Raw genomic sequence first — 18,423 nt, 5'->3', positions numbered from 1 at the left:
CATGCTAGCGATCGATATCTCGCTTTCGGTGAATGGCCGATCGGTGCGCACCAGCGCGGAGCCGCGCACGCAATTGCTAGAATTGCTGCGCGAAGATCTCAACCTGACCGGCGCGCATGCCGGTTGCGAACAGGGCGTCTGCGGTGCCTGCACAGTGGTTGTCGACGGCAAGCCGCAGCGCTCTTGCATCAGCTATGCCGGAGACGCCGATGGCGCCTCGGTGACGACGATCGAGGGATTCGACAACGATCCGCTCATGGGTGAGCTGCGCGCCGCGTTCACCAGGCATCACGGCCTGCAATGCGGCTTCTGCACGCCCGGCATGCTGATCACGGCACGTGATATCGTGGTTCGCCTTGGAGAGGTTACGCCGGCGCGCATCCGCGAGGAACTGTCGGGCAATCTGTGCCGCTGTACCGGCTATGTCGGCATCGTCGAGGCGATCCTAGAGGTCAGCGCAGGCAAGCAGCCGGCCGCAACTGTCGCTGCCGCCGTAGCCACCGCGGTCCGAACCGCCCCGCCAGCGTCCGAATTCGTGAAGCAGGCTGTTTCACCAGCCAAGAGACCTGCTTCGGCAAGTGTCGCGGCCACGCCGTCACGGCAAGGATGGACCTCGATCCAACAGCGGCTTCAGATCGCCTCGTCACCGGCCGACGTATGGACGAAGCTCACTGATCTGAAACAGGTCGCGACCTGCCTGCCCGGCGCGGAAATCACGACCATTGACGGCGACCACATCGAAGGCCGCATGCACATGGCGCTGGGGCCGATGAAAGTTGCGTTCAAGGGCGACGGCAATGTTACCCTGGATGCGACGGCCCGTCAGGGCCGCATGACCGGCCGCGGACGCGACACTGGATCTGGATCGAGCGCCGAGGGCGAAGTCGAATGGCACGTGTTGCCTGGCGACGCCGATCCGGCTGCCGCGAGCACCCTGGCCATCACTTTGTCATGGCGTTTGAGCGGCCGGCTGGCGCAGTTCAATCGCGCCGGTCTGGTGCAGGACGTTGTGCAGCGCCTGACGTCTGACTTCACGGCTAATCTCGAACGTTCGCTGAAGGGCGAAACGGCTTCGTCGGACCTATTCAAGCCAATCAGCTTCTGGTCCCTGGCATGGGCCATCCTGAAGGGCCGCCTGACCGGACGGCGCTGATCATCGCGATCGGGAGATCGACCTTACCTTCACCATCTGCAGTACCAACCTGCAGGAATTCGTCGGTTGACGTAGGAAATCGTTGCCTGTGTAGCGGGGGGCGACTCGAAGGACAAGAATTCAACTCCCTCCACAATGGGATTGTCCGCCAGGAACGTTTCACCTGCGCGGCCGTACGGCGAGCCATTGATTGCCACGACCTCAATCGAGAAGCGGCACATGGTTCGGCTCCGTTGCATCGCCATCATTCGGCACGAGGCCGCGCTGGCGCTCACAGATAGGATTTCGGCAACAGCATATGGATGCCCTTGTTGCCGTCGACGAGCTGGGTGACCCGCAGATTTCCGGCAAGCGAGCAGAGCATATAGGCCTGGTTGCGAGACAGGTTGGTGCGCGCGCAGATATGCTTGACCATCTCGCGCACCGCCTGCCTCGCGGCATCGTCGAGATCCTCATCGAGGCCGATCGACATCAGATGCGTCGAACTCTCGGCAAACGGCCATGACAGCTCCATGTCCTTACGCACCGTCAGGCGGAACGTGCCGGTCACGCCAGTTTCGAGCGCGGTAATGCAAACTTCGCCATCGCCCTGCACGCCATGTCCGTCGCCGGCGAAGAACAGCGCGCCTTCATTGTAGACCGGCAGATAGAGCGTCGTGCCGGGACGAAGCTCCTTATTGTCCATGTTGCCACCGAAGCTGCGCGGTACCGGCGAGCCGCAACGGCCCCAGGCCGCCGGCGGCGCGGTGGCAATGATGCCGAAGAACGGGTCAAGCGGGATCTCGAGGCCCCAGGGCATCACGCAGACATTGCGTTCATGATCGACCTTCGGATGAATCGTTTCGTATTCCGTGAACTCATCCGGCAAGGTACCCAGCAGCGGCAAGATCGACACGAAGCCCCAGTCCTGCCGCACCTTCACGCTGAGAATGTCGACCTGGAGGACATCGCCGGGCCTCGCACCCTTCACGTAGACCGGGCCTGTGATGAAATGCGGGCCGGGTCCCTGGGCCAGCGTGTCCAGCGCCAGCAGATAGTCGGCCGGCACGATGCTGCGATCCTCCGGCAGGCATTCCTTTCCACCGGCGGGGAAGGAATGCAGCGTGACAGTGTCGCCGGACGCGACCTCCAGAACCGGCGGCGTGGTGCTGTCGAGATAGCCCCAGACCATGTTCTCGGGTGCGGAGGAAATTTCATGACGGCGCGACATGGGCTTGCTTTCTTGTTGTGATGTCAGATGGCGATGTGGCGACTTAACAACTCGCGGCTCGACTGATCCATGCGGCCCGCTTCGACTACCGAGCCGCGCGACAGCACGACGAAGGCGTCGGCAAGGCTGACGGCGAAGTCGAGATATTGCTCGACCAGAAGCAGCGAGATCCTGCCCTTGAACGAGGCCAGCACATCCTTGATCGCGGCCACGAGATTGGGCTGGATCCCTTCGGTCGGCTCGTCGAGGATCAAGAGGCCCGGCCTCGTGACGAGCGCGCGGGCGATCGCAAGCTGCTGCTGCTGTCCACCGGAGAGCGCGCCGCCGGCGCGTCGCCACATCTGACTGAGCACGGGAAACAGCGCGATAGTTTCGTCCACGACGTCCGTTCCGAACGTGCCGTGCGCACGGGCCGCAGCCTCGATGTTCTCGCCGACCGTGAGTTCTGAGAAAATCTCGCGGCCCTGCGGCACGTAGGCCAGTCCGGCCGCCGAGCGCCGATGCGACGACCAGTCCGATATCTCAGTGTCGTCGACCAGCACGCGGCCTCGTGACGCCGGCAGAATGCCCATCAGGCATTTCAGCAGTGTGGTCTTCCCCGCGCCGTTGCGACCGAGCACGGCAAGACACTCGCCGGGCATGATCTCGAAGCCCACCTTGCGCAGAACCTGCGCGCTGCCGTAATGCTGATCGAGGCTCTCGACGCGGAAGCGCATGCCTATCGTCCCAGATAGACGTCGATGACGCGCGCGTCCGCCCTTGCATTCGCCATCGAGCCCTCGAACAACGTCTTTCCTTCGTGCAGGACCGTGACGCGATCGGCGATCTGCTCGACGAAATCCATGTCGTGCTCGACCACGACGATGGCACGATCGGCGCGCTTGAGACTTCGCACGAGAGCGGCCGTGCGTTCGGTCTCTTCGTCTGTCAAGCCTGCGACCGGCTCGTCCAGCATCAGCACGGACGGGTTTGACGCCAGGACCATGCCGATCTCCAGCCACTGCTTCTGTCCATGTGCGAGTTCGGATGCGGAGCGATTGGCCAGGGCCAACAGGCCGACAGCATCCAGAACCTCTGCGACGCGCTGATCGAGTTCGGCTCTCGAGAGAGACCATTTCAGCCCGCCCTGCGCACCGATCTCGATGTGCTGGCGTACGTTCAGGCCCTCGAAGATGCTCGGCTTCTGGAATTTCCGCCGGATGCCCGCACGGGCGATCTGGGATTCACCGGCGCGCAGCACATCGGTGGCGTCGCCAAAGATCACCCGGCCCTTCTTGGGTTGCGTGATGCCGGAGATCACGTCCAGCAACGTCGTTTTGCCCGCGCCGTTCGGCCCGATCACCGCCCGGACCTCGCCGAAATCGATCGCCAGCGACAGCGTGTCGATGGCACGAAAACTGCCGAACTCGACCGTCACCGCGTCGATCACCAGCGCGGTCCCGCTCACCGGTTCAGCTCCGCCGGTTCGGAAGACAGCCGTGAGATCAGCGGGCGATGAAGCCTGAACCTGGCGAGATCGACGAGCCCGTTCGGGAATACGAACACGACCAGCACGATGAGCCCCGAAAGGATGAACGGCCAGAGCTCGGGCGCCGCAGCCGACAGCCAGAACTTGATCGCATTGACCAGCACCGCGCCGATGACGGCGCCGATCAGGTGCCCTCGTCCGCCGATCGCGACCCAGACCGCGATTTCGAGCGACAGATCGGGCGCGAGCAGCCGGGGATTGATGATGCCGACCTGCGGCACATAGAGCATGCCGGCGAGTGCCGCGATCAGCGCCGACAGGCACCAGACGGCGAGCTTCAACAACAAGGTGTCATAGCCGAGCGTGCGCAGCCTCACCTCGTCGTCCCGCGCCGCGATCATGAGCATGCCGAATCGGCTCTGCAGCAGCAGGCGGCAGCCAAGCATCGTCAAGGCAAGGACAACGACCGAGATCGCCGCGATCGAGATGACGACGCCGCGCGAGCCGATCGGCCAATCGAAGATGACGGCGAACCCGGTCATGCCATTGTTGCCGCCGAAGCCGGTATCGTTGCGGAACATCAGCAGCATCGCGACATAGACCAGCGCCTGGGTGATGATCGCGAAATAGACACCGCCGACGCGGGAGCGGAACGAGACGTAGCCGAACACGCCGGAGATCAGGAGAGTCACGGCAACAGCGACAAGCGCAGCATAGACAAAGTAGCCAAAGCCCGCCCAATAGAACGGGAACGCCGTCCAGCCCATGAACTGCATGAAGTCCGGCACCTTGCCGGTGACCTCGAATGAATGCTTGAGGAGATACATCGCGACGACATAACCGCCGATGCCGAAGAACAGCCCGTGCCCGAGCGAGAGGATGCCGAGATAGCCCCAGATCAGGTCGAGCGACAGCGCCAGCACCGCGAAGGCCGCGAGTTGCCCGATGGCATTGGCGAGATAAGCGGACAAGCCGAACGGAACCGCAATGGACGTGACCAGCGACAGCGCTACCGCAAGCACTGCAGCCAACACAGCCAGGAACGGCCGGTCCGACCAGATTGAGCTCATTTCCGGCGTCCCTTGATGGCGAACAGGCCTTCCGGCCGCCATTGCAGGAAACCGATGATCATCAAGAGCACGATGACCTTGGCCGCAACCGCGCCCCACAGCGGCTCGATCAGCACATTGATCTGTCCGATGCCAAGGGCTGCGACGATGGTGCCGGCGATCGTGCCGACGCCGCCGAGCACCACCACCATGAAGCTGTCGATGACAAAGTTCTGTCCCATCTGCGGATTGACGCTGTAGATTGGCGCAAGCGCCAACCCTGCCAATCCTGCAAGTCCCGAACCAAGTCCGAACGCCAGCATGTCGACGCGGCGCACGGCGATGCCAATACAGCCGGCCATGGTCCGATTCTGGGTCACGGCCCGGATGTTCAGCCCCAGCGGGGTCAGGCGCATCAAGCCCCAGGTCAGGCCAAGCGTGACCACCGCAAACGCGATCGCAAACATGCGGTTCCAGGTAAAGATGAAATCACCGATCACGGGCACCCCGCCGGTGACGTAGAACGGGGTGACGAATTGGAGGTTCTGTGTGCCGAAGGTCACGCGCACCAGATTGATCAGGAACAGGCTGACCGCCCAGGTCGCAAGCAGGCTCATCAGCGGACGGCGATAGAGATGGCGCAGAAGGATCGCTTCCAGCCCGATGCCGATCGCAGCGGTCACCAGGAAGACAGCGGGAATCGCAATGATGAGATACCACTGCAGCAGGCCGGGCGCGATCAGCCGCAAGGCTTCCTGCACCAGCCAGGTGATATAGCCGCCGAGCATGATGAACTCGCCTTGCGCGAGATTGATTACGCCCATCAGGCCGAAGATGACCGCCAGCCCGATCGCGGCCATGAACAGGATGCTCGCGAAACTCAGGCCATTGTAAAGAGTGGCGAGCGTGTCGCCGATCGTGATGCCCCGACGGATCGCTGCGCTCGCCGCATCGACGGCGCGCCTGAAGTCAGTATTGGCGCCGTAGGCGGGATCGTTTGTCAGCGGTCCTACCAGCGCCAGCGCGTGCCGTTCCGGCCTGGACGCGATGCGGCCGATCGCGGCGATGCGCTTGTCCATGTCGGGTGAGTTCAAAGCGGCGCCCTGCGCAACTGCCGAGATCTGCGCTTTCAGGCCAGGATTGCTCTCGTCGCGGCCGGCAGTCTCGAACAGTTGCTCGGGCAGATTCGAGGCCTGCCGTTCCAGCGTGCGCAGGGCTGCAGCGCGGCGTGCGGGATCCGGCGAGCTGCGCAAAGCGAGCGCCGCGTCGGCTGTCTCAAACACCGCTCTGTTCTTCAGGCTAAGCAATGGCAAGCGGCTGCGGTCGGCGGCGCTCCGTGCCGCCCGCGTCAGCGCGTCAACCGACCCGTCAGCCGAGGCGACGAGGGCGCCCGTGGCATCGCAGGACAGTTTCCGATCCATCACGCTGCGTGCAATCGGCGCGGCCCAGGCGCGATCGTCGGGGGAGCCCTCCGCCGCGATGTCGATCATTGCGCGACCTGCCTCCCCCATCGCCGCCGCGTCGCCGCACACTTTGCCGATCAGATCGGCCCGCTCCATGGCATAAGCGGTCGAGCACCACGCGACAACGAGCACCCACAACACAAGCGCAAGGCCACGAATCATGCGCGACCATCCGAGCGAAGCCGACGGGCCAGGCGAGCCTGCGATCACGGATCAACTGTAAGGGCTAAACGGAACAGGTTTTGGCGTGTCCTTGGACTGCCAAAGAATGTCAAAGCCCTGCTTCTCGTTGACCGAACCGATGAAGACGCCACGCGAGACATAGTTGTTGTCGGCCGTCATCGAGAGCTTGTATCCGGACGGACAATCGAAGGAGAGACCCGCGAAAGCCTTCGTCACCTCCGGCACATCGAACGAATTGGCCTTGGCTGCCGCCATGGCCCAGAGGTGAACCGCATCATAGGCCGAGACCATCGGATCGATGGCGACGTCCGCCTTGAACGGCACGTTGTTGGCCTTCACGTAATCGGCCCACTGCTTGAGGAAAGCCGTATTCGCCGGCGCCTTGGCGTTCTGCAGATAAGCCCAGCAATTGAGATGGCCGACCAGCGGCTCCGTATTGAGACCTTCGAGATCGGCTTCGACCATGTCGAGCCCGAGCACCGGCACGTCGGTGGCCTTGATCCCCTGATTGGCGAATTCGCGTAGGAAGTCCGGGATTGACGAACCAACCACCGTCAGCACCACGATCGGCTTGCCGCCGCCCGCGTCCGCGAAGGCGCGGATCTGGTTGACCAGCGTCTGGAAGTTGGAGAAGCCAAGCGGGACGTACTCTTCCTTCCACGCGCTCTCGGCGATGCCCTTGGACTTCCAGTAACCCTTGAGCTGCTTGTTGATCGTACGCGGCCAGACGTAATCCGAGCCGAGCATGAAGAAGCGCTTGGCGCTGACACCGTCTTCGCTCATCAGATAATCGACCGCCGGCAGCACCGAGCTCGCGGGTGGCGAATTGACATAGACGACGTTCTTGGAGTTCTCGTCACCCTCGAAATGCAGCGGGTAGAACAGCAGCCCGTTGGCCTGCTCCACCACGGGAAGCACGGTTTTGCGCGAGACCGAGGTCCAGCAGCCGAACAGTGCGGCAACCTTGTCCTGGTCGAGCATCTGCTTGCCAATCTGCGCGTAGAGCGGCCAGTCGGAGGCGGGATCGGAGACCATGACCTCGATGGTGCGGCCGTTGACGCCCCCCTTCGCGTTGATTTCCGACGCCGCCATCTTCACGACGTGATTCAAGCGGCCCTCGATGTTGGCCATCGTCCCCGACGACGAAAACAGGCAGCCGAGCTTGACCGTGCCGCCGGCTGCATTTGCGGAACGCACGATTGCCGGCATAGCGACCGATGTCGTCAGCGCCGCCGCCGCGCCAAGTCCAGTTCCGCGAAGAAACGAACGCCGTGAAAACCTTGCCATGGATCGGACCTCTGCTCTCCGAGTGCTGTCCGATTTCAAATCATGGCATTTGGTCAGGCAACGCCAAATAGTATTCAGGTGTGCTCAAGCGCTCGGCAAGGACTTTGCTTCTCGAAGCGTGATGTCACTTTTGCCATTTAGGATGTTACCTTTGCCTTGCGGGGCGACCGCAATGACGCAATGTGCGCAACACCCGCGATGCATCAAACGGCGTTGCGTCATGCCGGCAGCGCAAGCATCGCGTCTCTATCAAATGGCTGAAATCTATGCGATATGCCCGTAATCGGTCATGTATGAGGGTCCACGCCGATGCGCCGCTCACAGCACACTGAACACGAAATTTTATTCCTGCTCGAAGAGGCAGATGCCGGCATTTCGATTGCCGAAATTTGTAGCACGGCCCGTGTCTCGCTGCGGACCTTCTATCGTTGGCGCAAGCGTTATGGCGGTCTCACCTCGGCCGCCCTTCGTCATCTGCGGGAGCTTGAGATCGAGAACCAGCGCCTGCGCACCATGCTCGACAAGCTGTCGGAGAACCGCCACGACGGCCGCGCGAGAGCAACGCTGGACAAAATCCCGCGTCAGGATTTCGGCTCGAGCCGGGCGTCGGTGGAAGCTGCAGAGCGGTCGCGCGGCGCCTGCCTGGGTCGTTTTGCCTCGATCCGCTACATGCGCTGACGCCTTCAAACGAGGCGGCATTTCGCTGATTTCGAACAACAATTTTGGCCCGCCCGGTATGGCTGGACGGTTGCCAAGCCGCTGGTGAGCAGCTTTGTTGCAATCGAAAGCTGAGCAGATCCGTTCCTTCCCCTGCCAGCGCTGGAGAGTATTTCATGATGACGGCGAAGCGACCCGCGAAACAATCCGATCGGGACGTCTGGCGCGTCGGCGTGCTTTTTTGGCGTACCGGTTTGATGGCGGTCTCGGAATCCGAGCATTTCTTCGACACGGCGCTCGCCATGTAGGAGATCAACGAAGCTGGCGCCATCCTCGGTCGCGAGATCGAAGTCGTCGCCTACGATCCCGGCTCGATCCCCGAAACCTATCGCAAGATGGCCGACCGACTGCGGGAGGGCGCTCGGCTGTTCGAATGGCGCAACCGTAGCGCCAGGCCCGGTCAGATCCGGGACGGACGATGGCTCATAGGAATGGGCATGGCGGCAGCGACGCGCCGGCCTGCGCGGGATTTGCGCGATCTGGAGTGCAAGCGGCAGCAGTTATAGCGCTAACCCGGCCACGACAAGGCTCGTCACGAGCCAATAGGCAAAGAGCACCCCGAGCGATCCCTTGGACATCAGCATCGACCGCCGGAAAGCATCTTCGGCCTTGTCGCCGATGACGATCGCGAGCACCAGCGGCGCTAACAGATAGAACAGCTTCTTGAAGAGATAGCCGACGACGCCGAAGCCGAGCTTCATGACGACGTCGAGATAGGAGTTCGGCACCGAGTAGCCGCCACTACATAGATGATCACGATCAGGGGCGCGATGATGACAAACGGAATCCGCATCAAGGCGGCGAATATCGGAACGGTGAGCAGCACCAGCGCGACGGCGACCACGTTACAGCCGAGTATCAGGTCAGGCAGCTCTGGTTGCATCTGAAATACGATACTCCGACAGGATCGCCTTCAGCGCGGCTTGAATTCCGATAATACGTCCCTTCTTCTTGAGGCACGCCCCACTGTGGGAGGATCAGCGAAGCTCAGACGAGGTTTGGCCCTGCGCCGATGCGAGAAGCCTCTCGAGAAAATGGGGATCTGTGTGCGGCACAAACCGATCGAACGCGTCGATCGTGACACTTTTGAACAGTCCCGCCCGCATGTACGGCTCGTTGGCAAGAAAGACCTCGACCGCTTCGCGCGTATCGTGACGCAGCATCAGAAACATGCCCTCGACGACAGCGCCATCGGCTGACAACAGGGCGCCGCCCTGCTCGAGCCAGCGGCGGTTTTCGATCATGTAAGCGATATGCACATCGCGGATCGCGAGACGCTCCTCTGCACCGCCGTTTCGGTAGAGGCCGCGGATGATTGTCAGCATGGCGGCCTCATGCGACATCCGTGATGCGACCTGGGGCCGGATTCCGAATTGCCTCGAACTGCTGCAGCAGCCGCTGCTCTTCCCGTTTCGCCATCTCCGCATTCGCCCGCTTGACGTGACCGAATCCTCTTATTTTTTCCGGCAGTATTGCGAGCTTCGCCGCGATGTCGAGTGTAGCCGGCGACAGGCCGGCCAGAAGGCGGTCGACTAGCGCCTTGTAGTCATCGATCAGACGTCGCTCAAATCGCCGTTCCTCGGTATAGCCGAACGGATCGAACACCGTTCCGCGCAGGACACGCAAACGTGCGAGCACCGCGAAAGCACGCAACATCCAGGGACCAAATGCGATTTTCTGCGGCACCGCGCTTCCGGCGCGTGGCCGTGCCAGAAATGGGGGCGCGAGATGGAAACGGAGCTCGAAGTCTCCCTCGAACTGCTGCCGTAGCGCAGCGATGAATTCAGGCCTCGAATAAAGTCGGGCGACCTCGTACTCGTCTTTGTAGGCCATGAGCTTGAACAACGCGCTCGCAATGATCTTCGTCAAAACGAACCTATTGGCGTCCTTCAGCTTGTGCTGCTCCATCGCGGCGCAGTGAGCGACGAAAGTCTGATACGATGTCGCGTAGCTTGCGTTCTGGTACCGGGTGAGTTCGTCGGCTCGCCGGTCGACCAGAGCCTCCCAGCGCTCCGGCTGCATCAAGGTGACGGACTGGGTGGCGCATGTAGGAATCCCCTGTGCGGCGACAACACGACCGCAAGCAAATGCACGCTTGTTCGCATCCACCGCCACTCCGTTGAGGGTAATCGCCTGGATCATCGCGGCCTCGCTCACCGGGATCAGTCCCTGCTGCCAGGCGTGTCCGACCAGGATCATATTGGCGCCTGTCGTCTCGCCGAACTGCTCTTGAGCCAATTGCTGAGCATCGAAACTCGACACACTGTCCGCGCCGGCTGCATGACGAACTTTGGCCAAGAGGTCGTCGCGCCGTGGATCTGCATCTGGATCGCGGGTGAATTCCGCAGTCGACCCCAGATGGGTATTGACCAGGATGCGGGTCCTATCCTTCCGAACCGTCCCGAGACTGTCGGGCAGGCAACCGACGATGAGGTCGCCCATTACCACCCCGTCGGCCTCGCCCCAGTCGATGCGGGGCTGGTTGATCGCGCTCCCGCTTGCTGCGATCCGAAGGTGGCACATCACGGAGCCGCCCTTCTGCGCAAGCGCCGTGAAATCGAGCTCGGCCACCTGCAAACCGTCGAGATGGGCAGCCATTGCGATGATGGCACCAACCGTGATGATGCCGCTGCCGCCGACGCCGGCCACGAGAAGATTGTGCGGCCGCCCGTCAGGCAACTCCAACGATGGCCGCGGAAGGGAGTTGGCGTGAGCAATCCAATCCCGGCCTGACGCCGGCTGTTTGCGCAGCCCTCCGCCCAGAACAGAGACGAAGCTCGGGCAGAAGCCCTCAACGCAGGAAAAGTCCTTGTTGCACGACGTCTGATCGATCGCGCGCTTGCGGCCGAGATCGGTCTCAAGCGGCACAATCGAAAGGCAGTTGGACGCCTTTCCGCAGTCGCCACATCCTTCACATACGGCGCTGTTGATGAACATCCGTCGGGCCGGATCGGGGTATGCGCCCTTCTTCCTCCGCCGACGTTTCTCCGCGGCACAGGTCTGATCATAGATCAGCACCGTGACGCCCTTGATCGCGCGCAATTCGCGCTGGACCGGATCGAGATCGAGTCGATCATGGATGGTAACCCCGTCCAGCACCGTCCCCGCATAACGAGCGGTGTCGTCGGTAACGATCACCACCCTCTTCGCCCCTTCACTCGCCACCTGCCGCGCGATCTGAGGAACCGTAAGTTGGCCGTCGACCGGCTGGCCCCCCGTCATCGCCACGGCATCGTTGAACAGGATCTTGTACGTAATGTTGTGCCCCGCGGCGATCGATTGCCGGATGGCGAGATGACCGGAATGGAAGTAGGTGCCCTCGCCCATGTTCTGAAAAACGTGGGGCGTGGTGGTGAAGGCCGCCTGCCCCACCCAATCGACTCCTTCGGCGCCCATCTGGGTCAGTCCGGACGTCTGCCGATCCATCCAGCTCGCCATATAGTGACAACCCACTCCGGCAAGGGCGATGCTCCCCGCGGGAATCCTGGTGGACGAGTTGTGCGGGCAGCCTGAGCAGAAGTATGGCAGCCGCCGCATGCCGTCCGCCGCATTGCTCAACGAAACCGACCGTTCAAACAGGCCAAGCCTGTCGCTAAAGGCGAGGTCTGGCCGCACGTTGGAGAGCCAGGCCGACAGCGGCGGTGCAAGCGAAGAAGGACGATGCTGGCCAAGCGCCGTGATAAGGGGCGATCCGTCAAGGCTACCGCGCCCCGAAACGCTCGGCCTGCGATCCGCAGGCCAGTTGAAGATCGCATCCTTGATCTGCCCTTCAACGAGGTTTGCTTTCTCCTCCACGACCAAGATGTGTTTCAGTCCATGCGCGAACTGCCCCAAGCGGTCGCGATCGAGCGGAAATGTCAGACCTGGCCGCCAGATTCTGACGCCCTTCTCCGCCAGAGCCTGCTGCGGCAAGCCGGCGCGCTCAAACACTTCCAGAACGTCCTTCGCGTTCTTGCCAATGGCAACAATGCCGATGTCAGCGCCTGGTGCGTCAACCAGCATTCTGTCCAACGGATTTGCCCGCGCGAACGCAGCGATCGCTTCCAGGCGATGAGCAATTCGCAGTTCAATGGCAGGGGTCAGAAAATCGCGGGTGGCATATCCGAGACCGCCTTCCGGAAAGCCGCCTCGCGACGGTACCGCAAAGCGCGGCAGCACGGGAACGGCGAAGCCGCGGCTGCTCTCCACCGTTTCGGAGATCGCCTTGAAAGCAACCCAGGCACCGGAAAAGCGCGAAGCCGCCCAGCTCCACAGCCCAAATTCCACATATTCGTCGACGCTTGCCGGATGAACGATCGGAATTCCCCATCCCATCAAGGACATGTCACTGGCGTTCGGGATCGAGGAGGAGGTGGCGGCATGATCGTCGCCAACCGCGAGGACAACACCCCCCTTGACTGAAGCACCAGCGGCATGGCCGTGCCGGATAGCGTCGCCAGCGCGATCAACGCCGGGGCCCTTGCCGTACCAGAGGGCGAATACCCCTTCGACGGTCCGGTTTGGATCGTCTGCGACCCGTTGTGTGCCGGAGACGGCCGTCGCGGCCAAATCTTCGTTGATACCCGGCAGAAATCTGATGTCGTGATCCGCTAATGCGGATTTCGCCCGCCACAGCTCCGTGTCCACGCCGGCGAGCGGCGAGCCGCGATAGCCGCTGACGAAGCCTGCGGAATGGATGCCATCGCGCCGGTCCGCAAGCCGCTGCATCACCAGCATGCGGACGAGCGCCTGCGTGCCCGACGCAAAAACACGCCCTTCGGTTTTGGTGATCGCATCATGGAGGCGATAGTCGAGATCGACGCGGGTTGCAGTTTCGCGAAGGGTCATGATGGATTGCTCTTTTTTCGACTGTTCAGTACTCATGAGGCACCGCGCGATCGACGTCATTGATAGGGTTGATAGTCAGCGACGCGCAGGACCTTTCCGGGATTCATGATGTTGCGCGGATCAAGCGCACGCTTGAGCGAAGCGAGCGCCATCATCGCCGTCCCTCGCTCGGCAACAAGGTAATCCATCTTGCCGGTACCGATGCCATGTTCGCCGGTACACGTACCACCAACGGCATGGGCTCGCGCGATCATGCGGGTGTTCAGCTCCACGATCCGGCGCTTCTCGTCCTCGTCCTCGGGATTGACCAGAACGCAGAGATGAAAGTTGCCGTCGCCGACATGACCGCACAGCGGCGCAATCAGATCGAGCTCGGCAACGTCCTGGCGGGTCTGGGCGATCACGCCAGGTAGCTCGGATATCGGCACGCAGATATCGGTTGGTACTCCCCGCGATCCGGGACGGAGTGCCAGCGCTGCCCACCAGACGTCATGGCGGGCTTGCCAGAGCTTTGTCCGGTCTTCGGTCGCAGTCGCCCATCGGAATGTGCCACCGCCGAACTCCGTCGCAATCGCGGTCATCAGGCCGACCTGTTCATCGACCGCCAGCTGCGTCCCATGAAATTCCAGAAACAGCGTCGGCCGAACGGCAAGATCGAGCTTCGAATAACGGTTGCACGCCTCGATCTGCAGCGCGTCGAGCAATTCCGCGCGTGCCAGCGGGATGGCGCTCTGCGTTGCAGCGACGACGGCCGACACTGCCGCCTCCACGGTTGGAAAGGTGCAGACCGCCGCCCCGATCCGTTCCGGGATCGGTGCAAGCCGCAACGTAACCTCGGTAATGATACCGAGCGTACCTTCGGCACCGACAAACAGACGGGTCAGATCATAACCGGCGGACGATTTCCGCGCGCGAGAGCCGGTGTCGATCAGTTGGCCGTCGGCCAGCACGACGCGTAGCGACATCACCAGTTCGCGCATGGTTCCGTAGCGCACCGCGTTGGTACCGGATGCACGGGTCGATGCCATCCCGCCGATCGAGGCATCCGCTCCCGGATCGATCGGAAAGAACAGCCCCGTGTCCCGCAGGGCGGCGTTGAGCGCCTTGCGGGTCACCCCTGCCTCCACGGTGCAATCGAGATCGGCAGGCGACACCCGGACGACGCGGTTCATTCGCGACAGGTCGATCGTGAGCCCGCCATGCTCAGCGCTGATCTGCCCTTCCGTCGACGTACCGGTGCCGAATGCCACCACCGGACACCGATAGCGATGGCAGATAGTGACCGCATCCACGACGTCCTGCGTCGAGGCCGGAAACAGGACCGCATCGGGCGCGACCGTCACGTGCGAGGTGACGCTGCTCGCGTGATGGCTGCGGATCGCGGCGGACGTCGACAACTTGTCCCCGAATCGCTCGCTCAGCCTCGCGATCGCATCTGGTATGGCGCGCTTCATCCCACCTTGCCCATCTGTCGCTCATCCGGATTTGATGGAGTCGCTGCCGACATTCCAAGGTAGGCGTCGATGACGCGGCTGTCCGCAGCAACATCCGCAGCTTTCCCGGCCAATTGAATCGCTCCGCCTTCGAGCACGTAGGCACGATCGGCAAGACGCAGCGCGGCGCGCGCGTTCTGCTCGATCAGGAGAATCGACACGCCTTCGTTTTTCAGCCGTGCGATGATCCGAAACATTTCCGCGACGATCAGCGGCGCGAGCCCGAGGCTTGGCTCATCGAGCATCAGAAAGCGCGGCTTCAACATCAGAGCCCGCCCCAGAGCCAACATCTGGCGCTCCCCCCCGCTCAGTGTGCTGGCCTGCTGGTTTTGCCGTTCGTCGAGGCGAGGAAAGAGACGAAATATGCCGGCGAGTCGCGCGCGCATATCGAAGCGTGGTTCCATCCGCGCCGAGAACGCGCCGAGTTTGAGATTGTCGAGCACCGTCATCGGTCCGAACAGGTCGCGCGTTTCCGGTACCAGCGAGATCCGGGCGCGGACCCGCGCCTCGATCGACCGAGAAGCCTCCGGCCATTGCGGGAACACCAACCGACCGCCAGACGGCACGAGTCCCATCACCGCATTGACCAGAGAGGTCTTGCCAGCGCCGTTCGGTCCGATAACCGCAGTGACCTCCCCCGCCCGCGCTTCCAGCGAAACGTCATTGACCGCGGTCAGACGGCCATAGCGGACCACAAAACGCTCGAGCTGCAGCAGGACCGTCATGCAGCGACTCCCAGATACGCTTCCTGGACACCGGTGTCGGCGCGAACCTCGTCGGGATCACCGAATGCGATTCGGCGCCCGAAATTCATCACCATCAGCCGATCGGCCAGGCGGAAGACGAATTCCATATCGTGTTCAACGAGAACGATGGCGAGGCCCTCGGCTCGCAACCGCACCAGCAGCTCCGCAAGCAATGTCTTTTCGTTTGCGCGCAAGCCGGCGGCGGGCTCGTCGAGCAGCAGCAGCACCGGATCGGCCGCCAGCGCGCGTGCGATCTCCAAGATCCGCTGATGACCGAGGGACAGCGTCCCGGCAAGCTCCCACGCTCTGTCGCCGAGCCCAACACGGTCGAGAAGGTGCTGGGCCCAACCCAATAGCTGCCGCTCCTCGCGAGCATCGAGTCCCAACGACGCAGCCACAATTCCGCATCGGCCGAGATGAGTGGCGCCAATCGCGACATTCTCGATCAGGCTCATCTCCGGAACCAGCGCGGCGTGCTGAAATGTCCGCGACAGCCCACGCACGCACATGTCGCGCGCGCTCACGCGTGCCAGCGGCGCCCCGAGGAAGCTCAGCTCACCTCCGCTCCGCTGCAAGCCACCGCTGATCAGGTTGAACAGGGTGCTCTTCCCTGCCCCGTTGGGACCCAGAACGCCGAGAATTTCGCCACTTCGAACATCGAAGCTGACGTCGTCCACTGCGACGAGGCCGCCGAACATCCGCCGCAAGCCGATCGCAGTCAGGACCGGCAGCCCCTGATCGGGCCTGCCCCTCCTGCTCGTCAACGTGACGGGTGCAACCGGAGCTCGAGGCGGCATATGGGATGCGACCACCTGCTGCAGGAAGGGCCACAGGCCCTTGCGCGCCTTGTGCAGCACGATGATCATCAGCGCGGCGAAGACCAGCAGTTCAAATCGTGCCGTCGCCCCGAATAGAGGCCGGAGCAGGTCCTGCAGCTCATGCTTGATGACTGTCACCAGCCCGGCACCGACCAACGCCCCCCAGACCTGCCCACTGCCGCCGATCACTGTCATGAACAGATAGTCGATACTGGCGTTGAGACCGAAAGGCGTCGGATTGATGAAGCGTTGCACGTGCGCGTAGAGCCAGCCTGCCAGCGCGGCGACCACTGCCGCAGCGACGAATGCCAGCAAGCGATGCCGTTGCGCATTCGCTCCGAAGGTCTCCGCGATCGTGCTTCCCGTACGGAGCGAGCGCAACACGCGCCCGCAACGAGATGCCAGCAGCCGCCGGCACCAGGCAACGGATAGCACGAGCGCGACCAGGACAAGGCCGAAGGCCTGCCGCTCGGATCGCAACTCAAAACCACCGACCGTGACCGGTGGGATTCCCGTCATTCCGTTGAAACGGCCGAACGCATCGGCGTTTCCGATTCCAAAATAGAAGCTGATGCCAAAGCAAAGTGTCGCCAGCGCGAGATAATGGCCGCTCATTCGCACCGTAACCACGCCGATCAGGGCAGCGGTCGCCGCCGCGCCGATCGTCGCCCCGACAAGACCCAGCCAAGGCGACAGCCCAAACTGCGTCGACATACAGGCCGAGGTATACGCGCCGAGGCCGACGAAGGCGGCCTGTCCGAAGGAAACCATGCCCGCGATCCCGGTCATCAGCACCAATCCGGTGCATACGATCGACGCGATCATCACGTAGGTGGCCACCGACACCTGATAGGCCGGCAACACGAGCGACGCGAGGGCCGCAACTGCAACGGCGCTGAACGGCGCGAGAGCAAGAAGCCGACCGATCATTCGATTCCATCCTCCGCGTGGGGATTGACCACCGAGCGCCAGAACAGGATCGGGATGATCAGCATGAAGACGATGATATCGCGATAGGCGCTCGCCCAGAACGAGGCAAAGGACTCCACCGCTCCAACCAACACGGCACCGGCTGCCGCGAGCGGATAGATCGCGAGCCCGCCCACGATGGCGCCGACAAAGCCCTTCAAGCCAAGAATGAAGCCAGAATCATAGTAGAGCGTTGTCATCGGGCCCACCAGCAGACCCGATACCGCTCCCACGAAGCCGGCGACGATGAAGGCCGTGCGCCCGGCCGCGGCCGCGCTGATGCCCACGATCTCCGCGCCACGGCGGTTGTATGCAGCCGCCAGGAGTGCGCGGCCACGCAACGAGCGATGAAAGAACAAGTAGAGCACGAACACGAGGACGATGCTGCTGGCGACCACTCCGGCCACCTGCTGCGAGATCAACTGTCCGGCGAACGAAAGCGGCGGACCGGAGAAACCTTGCGTCCGCACTCCCTCGGCCCCGAACACCTGCAAGCCGATACTGTTCATTCCCAGATGAGTTGCGATCGCTGCAATCAGGAGCACCAAGGGCGAAGCAGACGCGATCGGCTGGAACACGATCCGATAGATCACCGGACTGATGCAGGTGACCAGTGCGCATGTGACCGCCATCTTCCACAGGAGTGGTGCATCCTTCGGGACCAGCAGAACAGCCAGCAGCGCAATAGCGACCGGCACGACGCCGAACTGAACGATCGATCGGACACAGCGCGCGCGATCGCGCCGTGCGCCTGCCTCCAGCATTTCAAGTGACAGCGCGATGGCGGCCCCGAACAATAAGATCCACACCGTGCCTGGTATGGTCCCGGCATCAAAGGCCGCCAGGGTCAGGGCTGTAAAGGCGACCAGATCCCCTTGCGGAACGAAGATCACGCGCGTCACCGTGAACACGAGGACGAGCACTGTCGCAAGCAGGATGTAGATCGCGCCATTGGCGATGCCATCCTGCAGCAGGATCGCCGCAATATCCGCAGTCATGGCAGGGCTCCGCCGTCGGGCTCACGCCTCGGCACAGCCATC

The 18,423-nt window shown here is 62.6% G+C and carries 15 protein-coding genes and 1 pseudogene; 3 read left to right on the top strand and 13 right to left on the bottom strand.

The window, feature by feature from the left end:
* Position 1 precedes the first annotated feature (1 nt).
* Entirely contained in the window at positions 2–1,153 is a 1,152-nt protein-coding gene (locus AC5ZG5_RS19470) for a 2Fe-2S iron-sulfur cluster-binding protein (protein ID WP_456643439.1), read from the top strand.
* Positions 1,154–1,424: 271 nt separating this feature from the next.
* Here the strand turns inward: AC5ZG5_RS19470 and AC5ZG5_RS19465 are convergent, their stop codons facing one another.
* From AC5ZG5_RS19465 to AC5ZG5_RS19440, 6 genes are read right to left on the bottom strand one after another with little or no spacing between them, the layout of a single operon-like run.
* Positions 1,425–2,363: an acetamidase/formamidase family protein gene (locus AC5ZG5_RS19465; protein ID WP_456643440.1), complete on the bottom strand. Its 939-nt coding sequence runs from the start codon at positions 2,361–2,363 to the stop codon at positions 1,425–1,427.
* 23 nt (positions 2,364–2,386) lie between these two features.
* A complete protein-coding gene (gene urtE, locus AC5ZG5_RS19460) occupies positions 2,387–3,079 on the bottom strand; it encodes an urea ABC transporter ATP-binding subunit UrtE (protein WP_456643441.1) in 693 nt (230 codons plus the stop codon).
* 2 nt (positions 3,080–3,081) lie between these two features.
* Positions 3,082–3,810 carry an ABC transporter ATP-binding protein gene (locus tag AC5ZG5_RS19455; RefSeq protein WP_028163170.1) on the bottom strand — a complete coding sequence of 243 codons (729 nt, stop codon included), beginning with the start codon at positions 3,808–3,810 and terminating at the stop codon, positions 3,082–3,084.
* Positions 3,807–4,901, bottom strand: a complete 1,095-nt coding sequence (gene urtC, locus AC5ZG5_RS19450; protein WP_130222477.1) for an urea ABC transporter permease subunit UrtC — start codon at positions 4,899–4,901, stop codon at positions 3,807–3,809. The genes AC5ZG5_RS19455 and urtC overlap by 4 nt, the downstream gene beginning before the upstream one ends.
* Positions 4,898–6,505 (bottom strand): urea ABC transporter permease subunit UrtB, encoded by a 1,608-nt coding sequence (gene urtB, locus AC5ZG5_RS19445; RefSeq protein ID WP_456643442.1) that lies wholly within the window; start codon positions 6,503–6,505, stop codon positions 4,898–4,900. Before urtB ends, urtC begins: the two co-directional genes overlap by 4 nt.
* Before the next feature lie 51 nt (positions 6,506–6,556).
* A complete protein-coding gene (locus AC5ZG5_RS19440; RefSeq protein WP_456643443.1) occupies positions 6,557–7,813 on the bottom strand; it encodes a substrate-binding domain-containing protein in 1,257 nt (418 codons plus the stop codon).
* A 309-nt stretch (positions 7,814–8,122) separates the two neighbouring features.
* On the opposite strand from AC5ZG5_RS19440, the gene AC5ZG5_RS19435 reads away from it, so the two are divergent.
* Together AC5ZG5_RS19435 and AC5ZG5_RS19430 are read left to right on the top strand one after the other, a co-directional pair.
* Positions 8,123–8,491, top strand: a complete 369-nt coding sequence (locus tag AC5ZG5_RS19435; RefSeq protein ID WP_456643444.1) for a transposase — start codon at positions 8,123–8,125, stop codon at positions 8,489–8,491.
* Between the two features lie 155 nt (positions 8,492–8,646).
* Positions 8,647–8,778, top strand: coding sequence for a hypothetical protein (locus tag AC5ZG5_RS19430; RefSeq protein WP_456643445.1), 132 nt, complete (start codon positions 8,647–8,649; stop codon positions 8,776–8,778).
* A gap of 255 nt (positions 8,779–9,033) precedes the next feature.
* Here the strand turns inward: AC5ZG5_RS19430 and AC5ZG5_RS19425 are convergent.
* The 7 genes and pseudogenes from AC5ZG5_RS19425 to AC5ZG5_RS19395 form a co-directional block, all read right to left on the bottom strand.
* Positions 9,034–9,377, bottom strand: a pseudogene (locus AC5ZG5_RS19425) (tripartite tricarboxylate transporter permease); the annotation flags it as partial.
* Between the two features lie 130 nt (positions 9,378–9,507).
* Positions 9,508–9,855, bottom strand: coding sequence for a YciI family protein (locus AC5ZG5_RS19420; protein ID WP_456643446.1), 348 nt, complete (start codon positions 9,853–9,855; stop codon positions 9,508–9,510).
* 7 nt (positions 9,856–9,862) lie between these two features.
* Positions 9,863–13,357 (bottom strand): indolepyruvate ferredoxin oxidoreductase family protein, encoded by a 3,495-nt coding sequence (locus tag AC5ZG5_RS19415; protein ID WP_456643447.1) that lies wholly within the window; start codon positions 13,355–13,357, stop codon positions 9,863–9,865.
* Positions 13,358–13,413: 56 nt separating this feature from the next.
* A complete protein-coding gene (locus AC5ZG5_RS19410) occupies positions 13,414–14,811 on the bottom strand; it encodes an FAD-binding oxidoreductase (protein WP_456643448.1) in 1,398 nt (465 codons plus the stop codon).
* On the bottom strand, positions 14,808–15,575 hold the full coding sequence (locus tag AC5ZG5_RS19405) for an ABC transporter ATP-binding protein (RefSeq protein ID WP_456643449.1): 768 nt from the start codon (positions 15,573–15,575) through the stop codon (positions 14,808–14,810). The genes AC5ZG5_RS19410 and AC5ZG5_RS19405 overlap by 4 nt, the downstream gene beginning before the upstream one ends.
* Positions 15,572–17,344 carry a branched-chain amino acid ABC transporter ATP-binding protein/permease gene (locus AC5ZG5_RS19400; protein WP_456643450.1) on the bottom strand — a complete coding sequence of 591 codons (1,773 nt, stop codon included), beginning with the start codon at positions 17,342–17,344 and terminating at the stop codon, positions 15,572–15,574. Before AC5ZG5_RS19400 ends, AC5ZG5_RS19405 begins: the two co-directional genes overlap by 4 nt.
* Positions 17,341–18,381, bottom strand: coding sequence for a branched-chain amino acid ABC transporter permease (locus AC5ZG5_RS19395; RefSeq protein WP_456643451.1), 1,041 nt, complete (start codon positions 18,379–18,381; stop codon positions 17,341–17,343). The genes AC5ZG5_RS19400 and AC5ZG5_RS19395 overlap by 4 nt, the downstream gene beginning before the upstream one ends.
* Between the last annotated feature and the right edge of the window lie 42 nt (positions 18,382–18,423).

Source organism: Bradyrhizobium sp. Ses1 (assembly GCF_059512365.1).
This window is presented reverse-complemented; position numbering and strand designations above follow the sequence as displayed.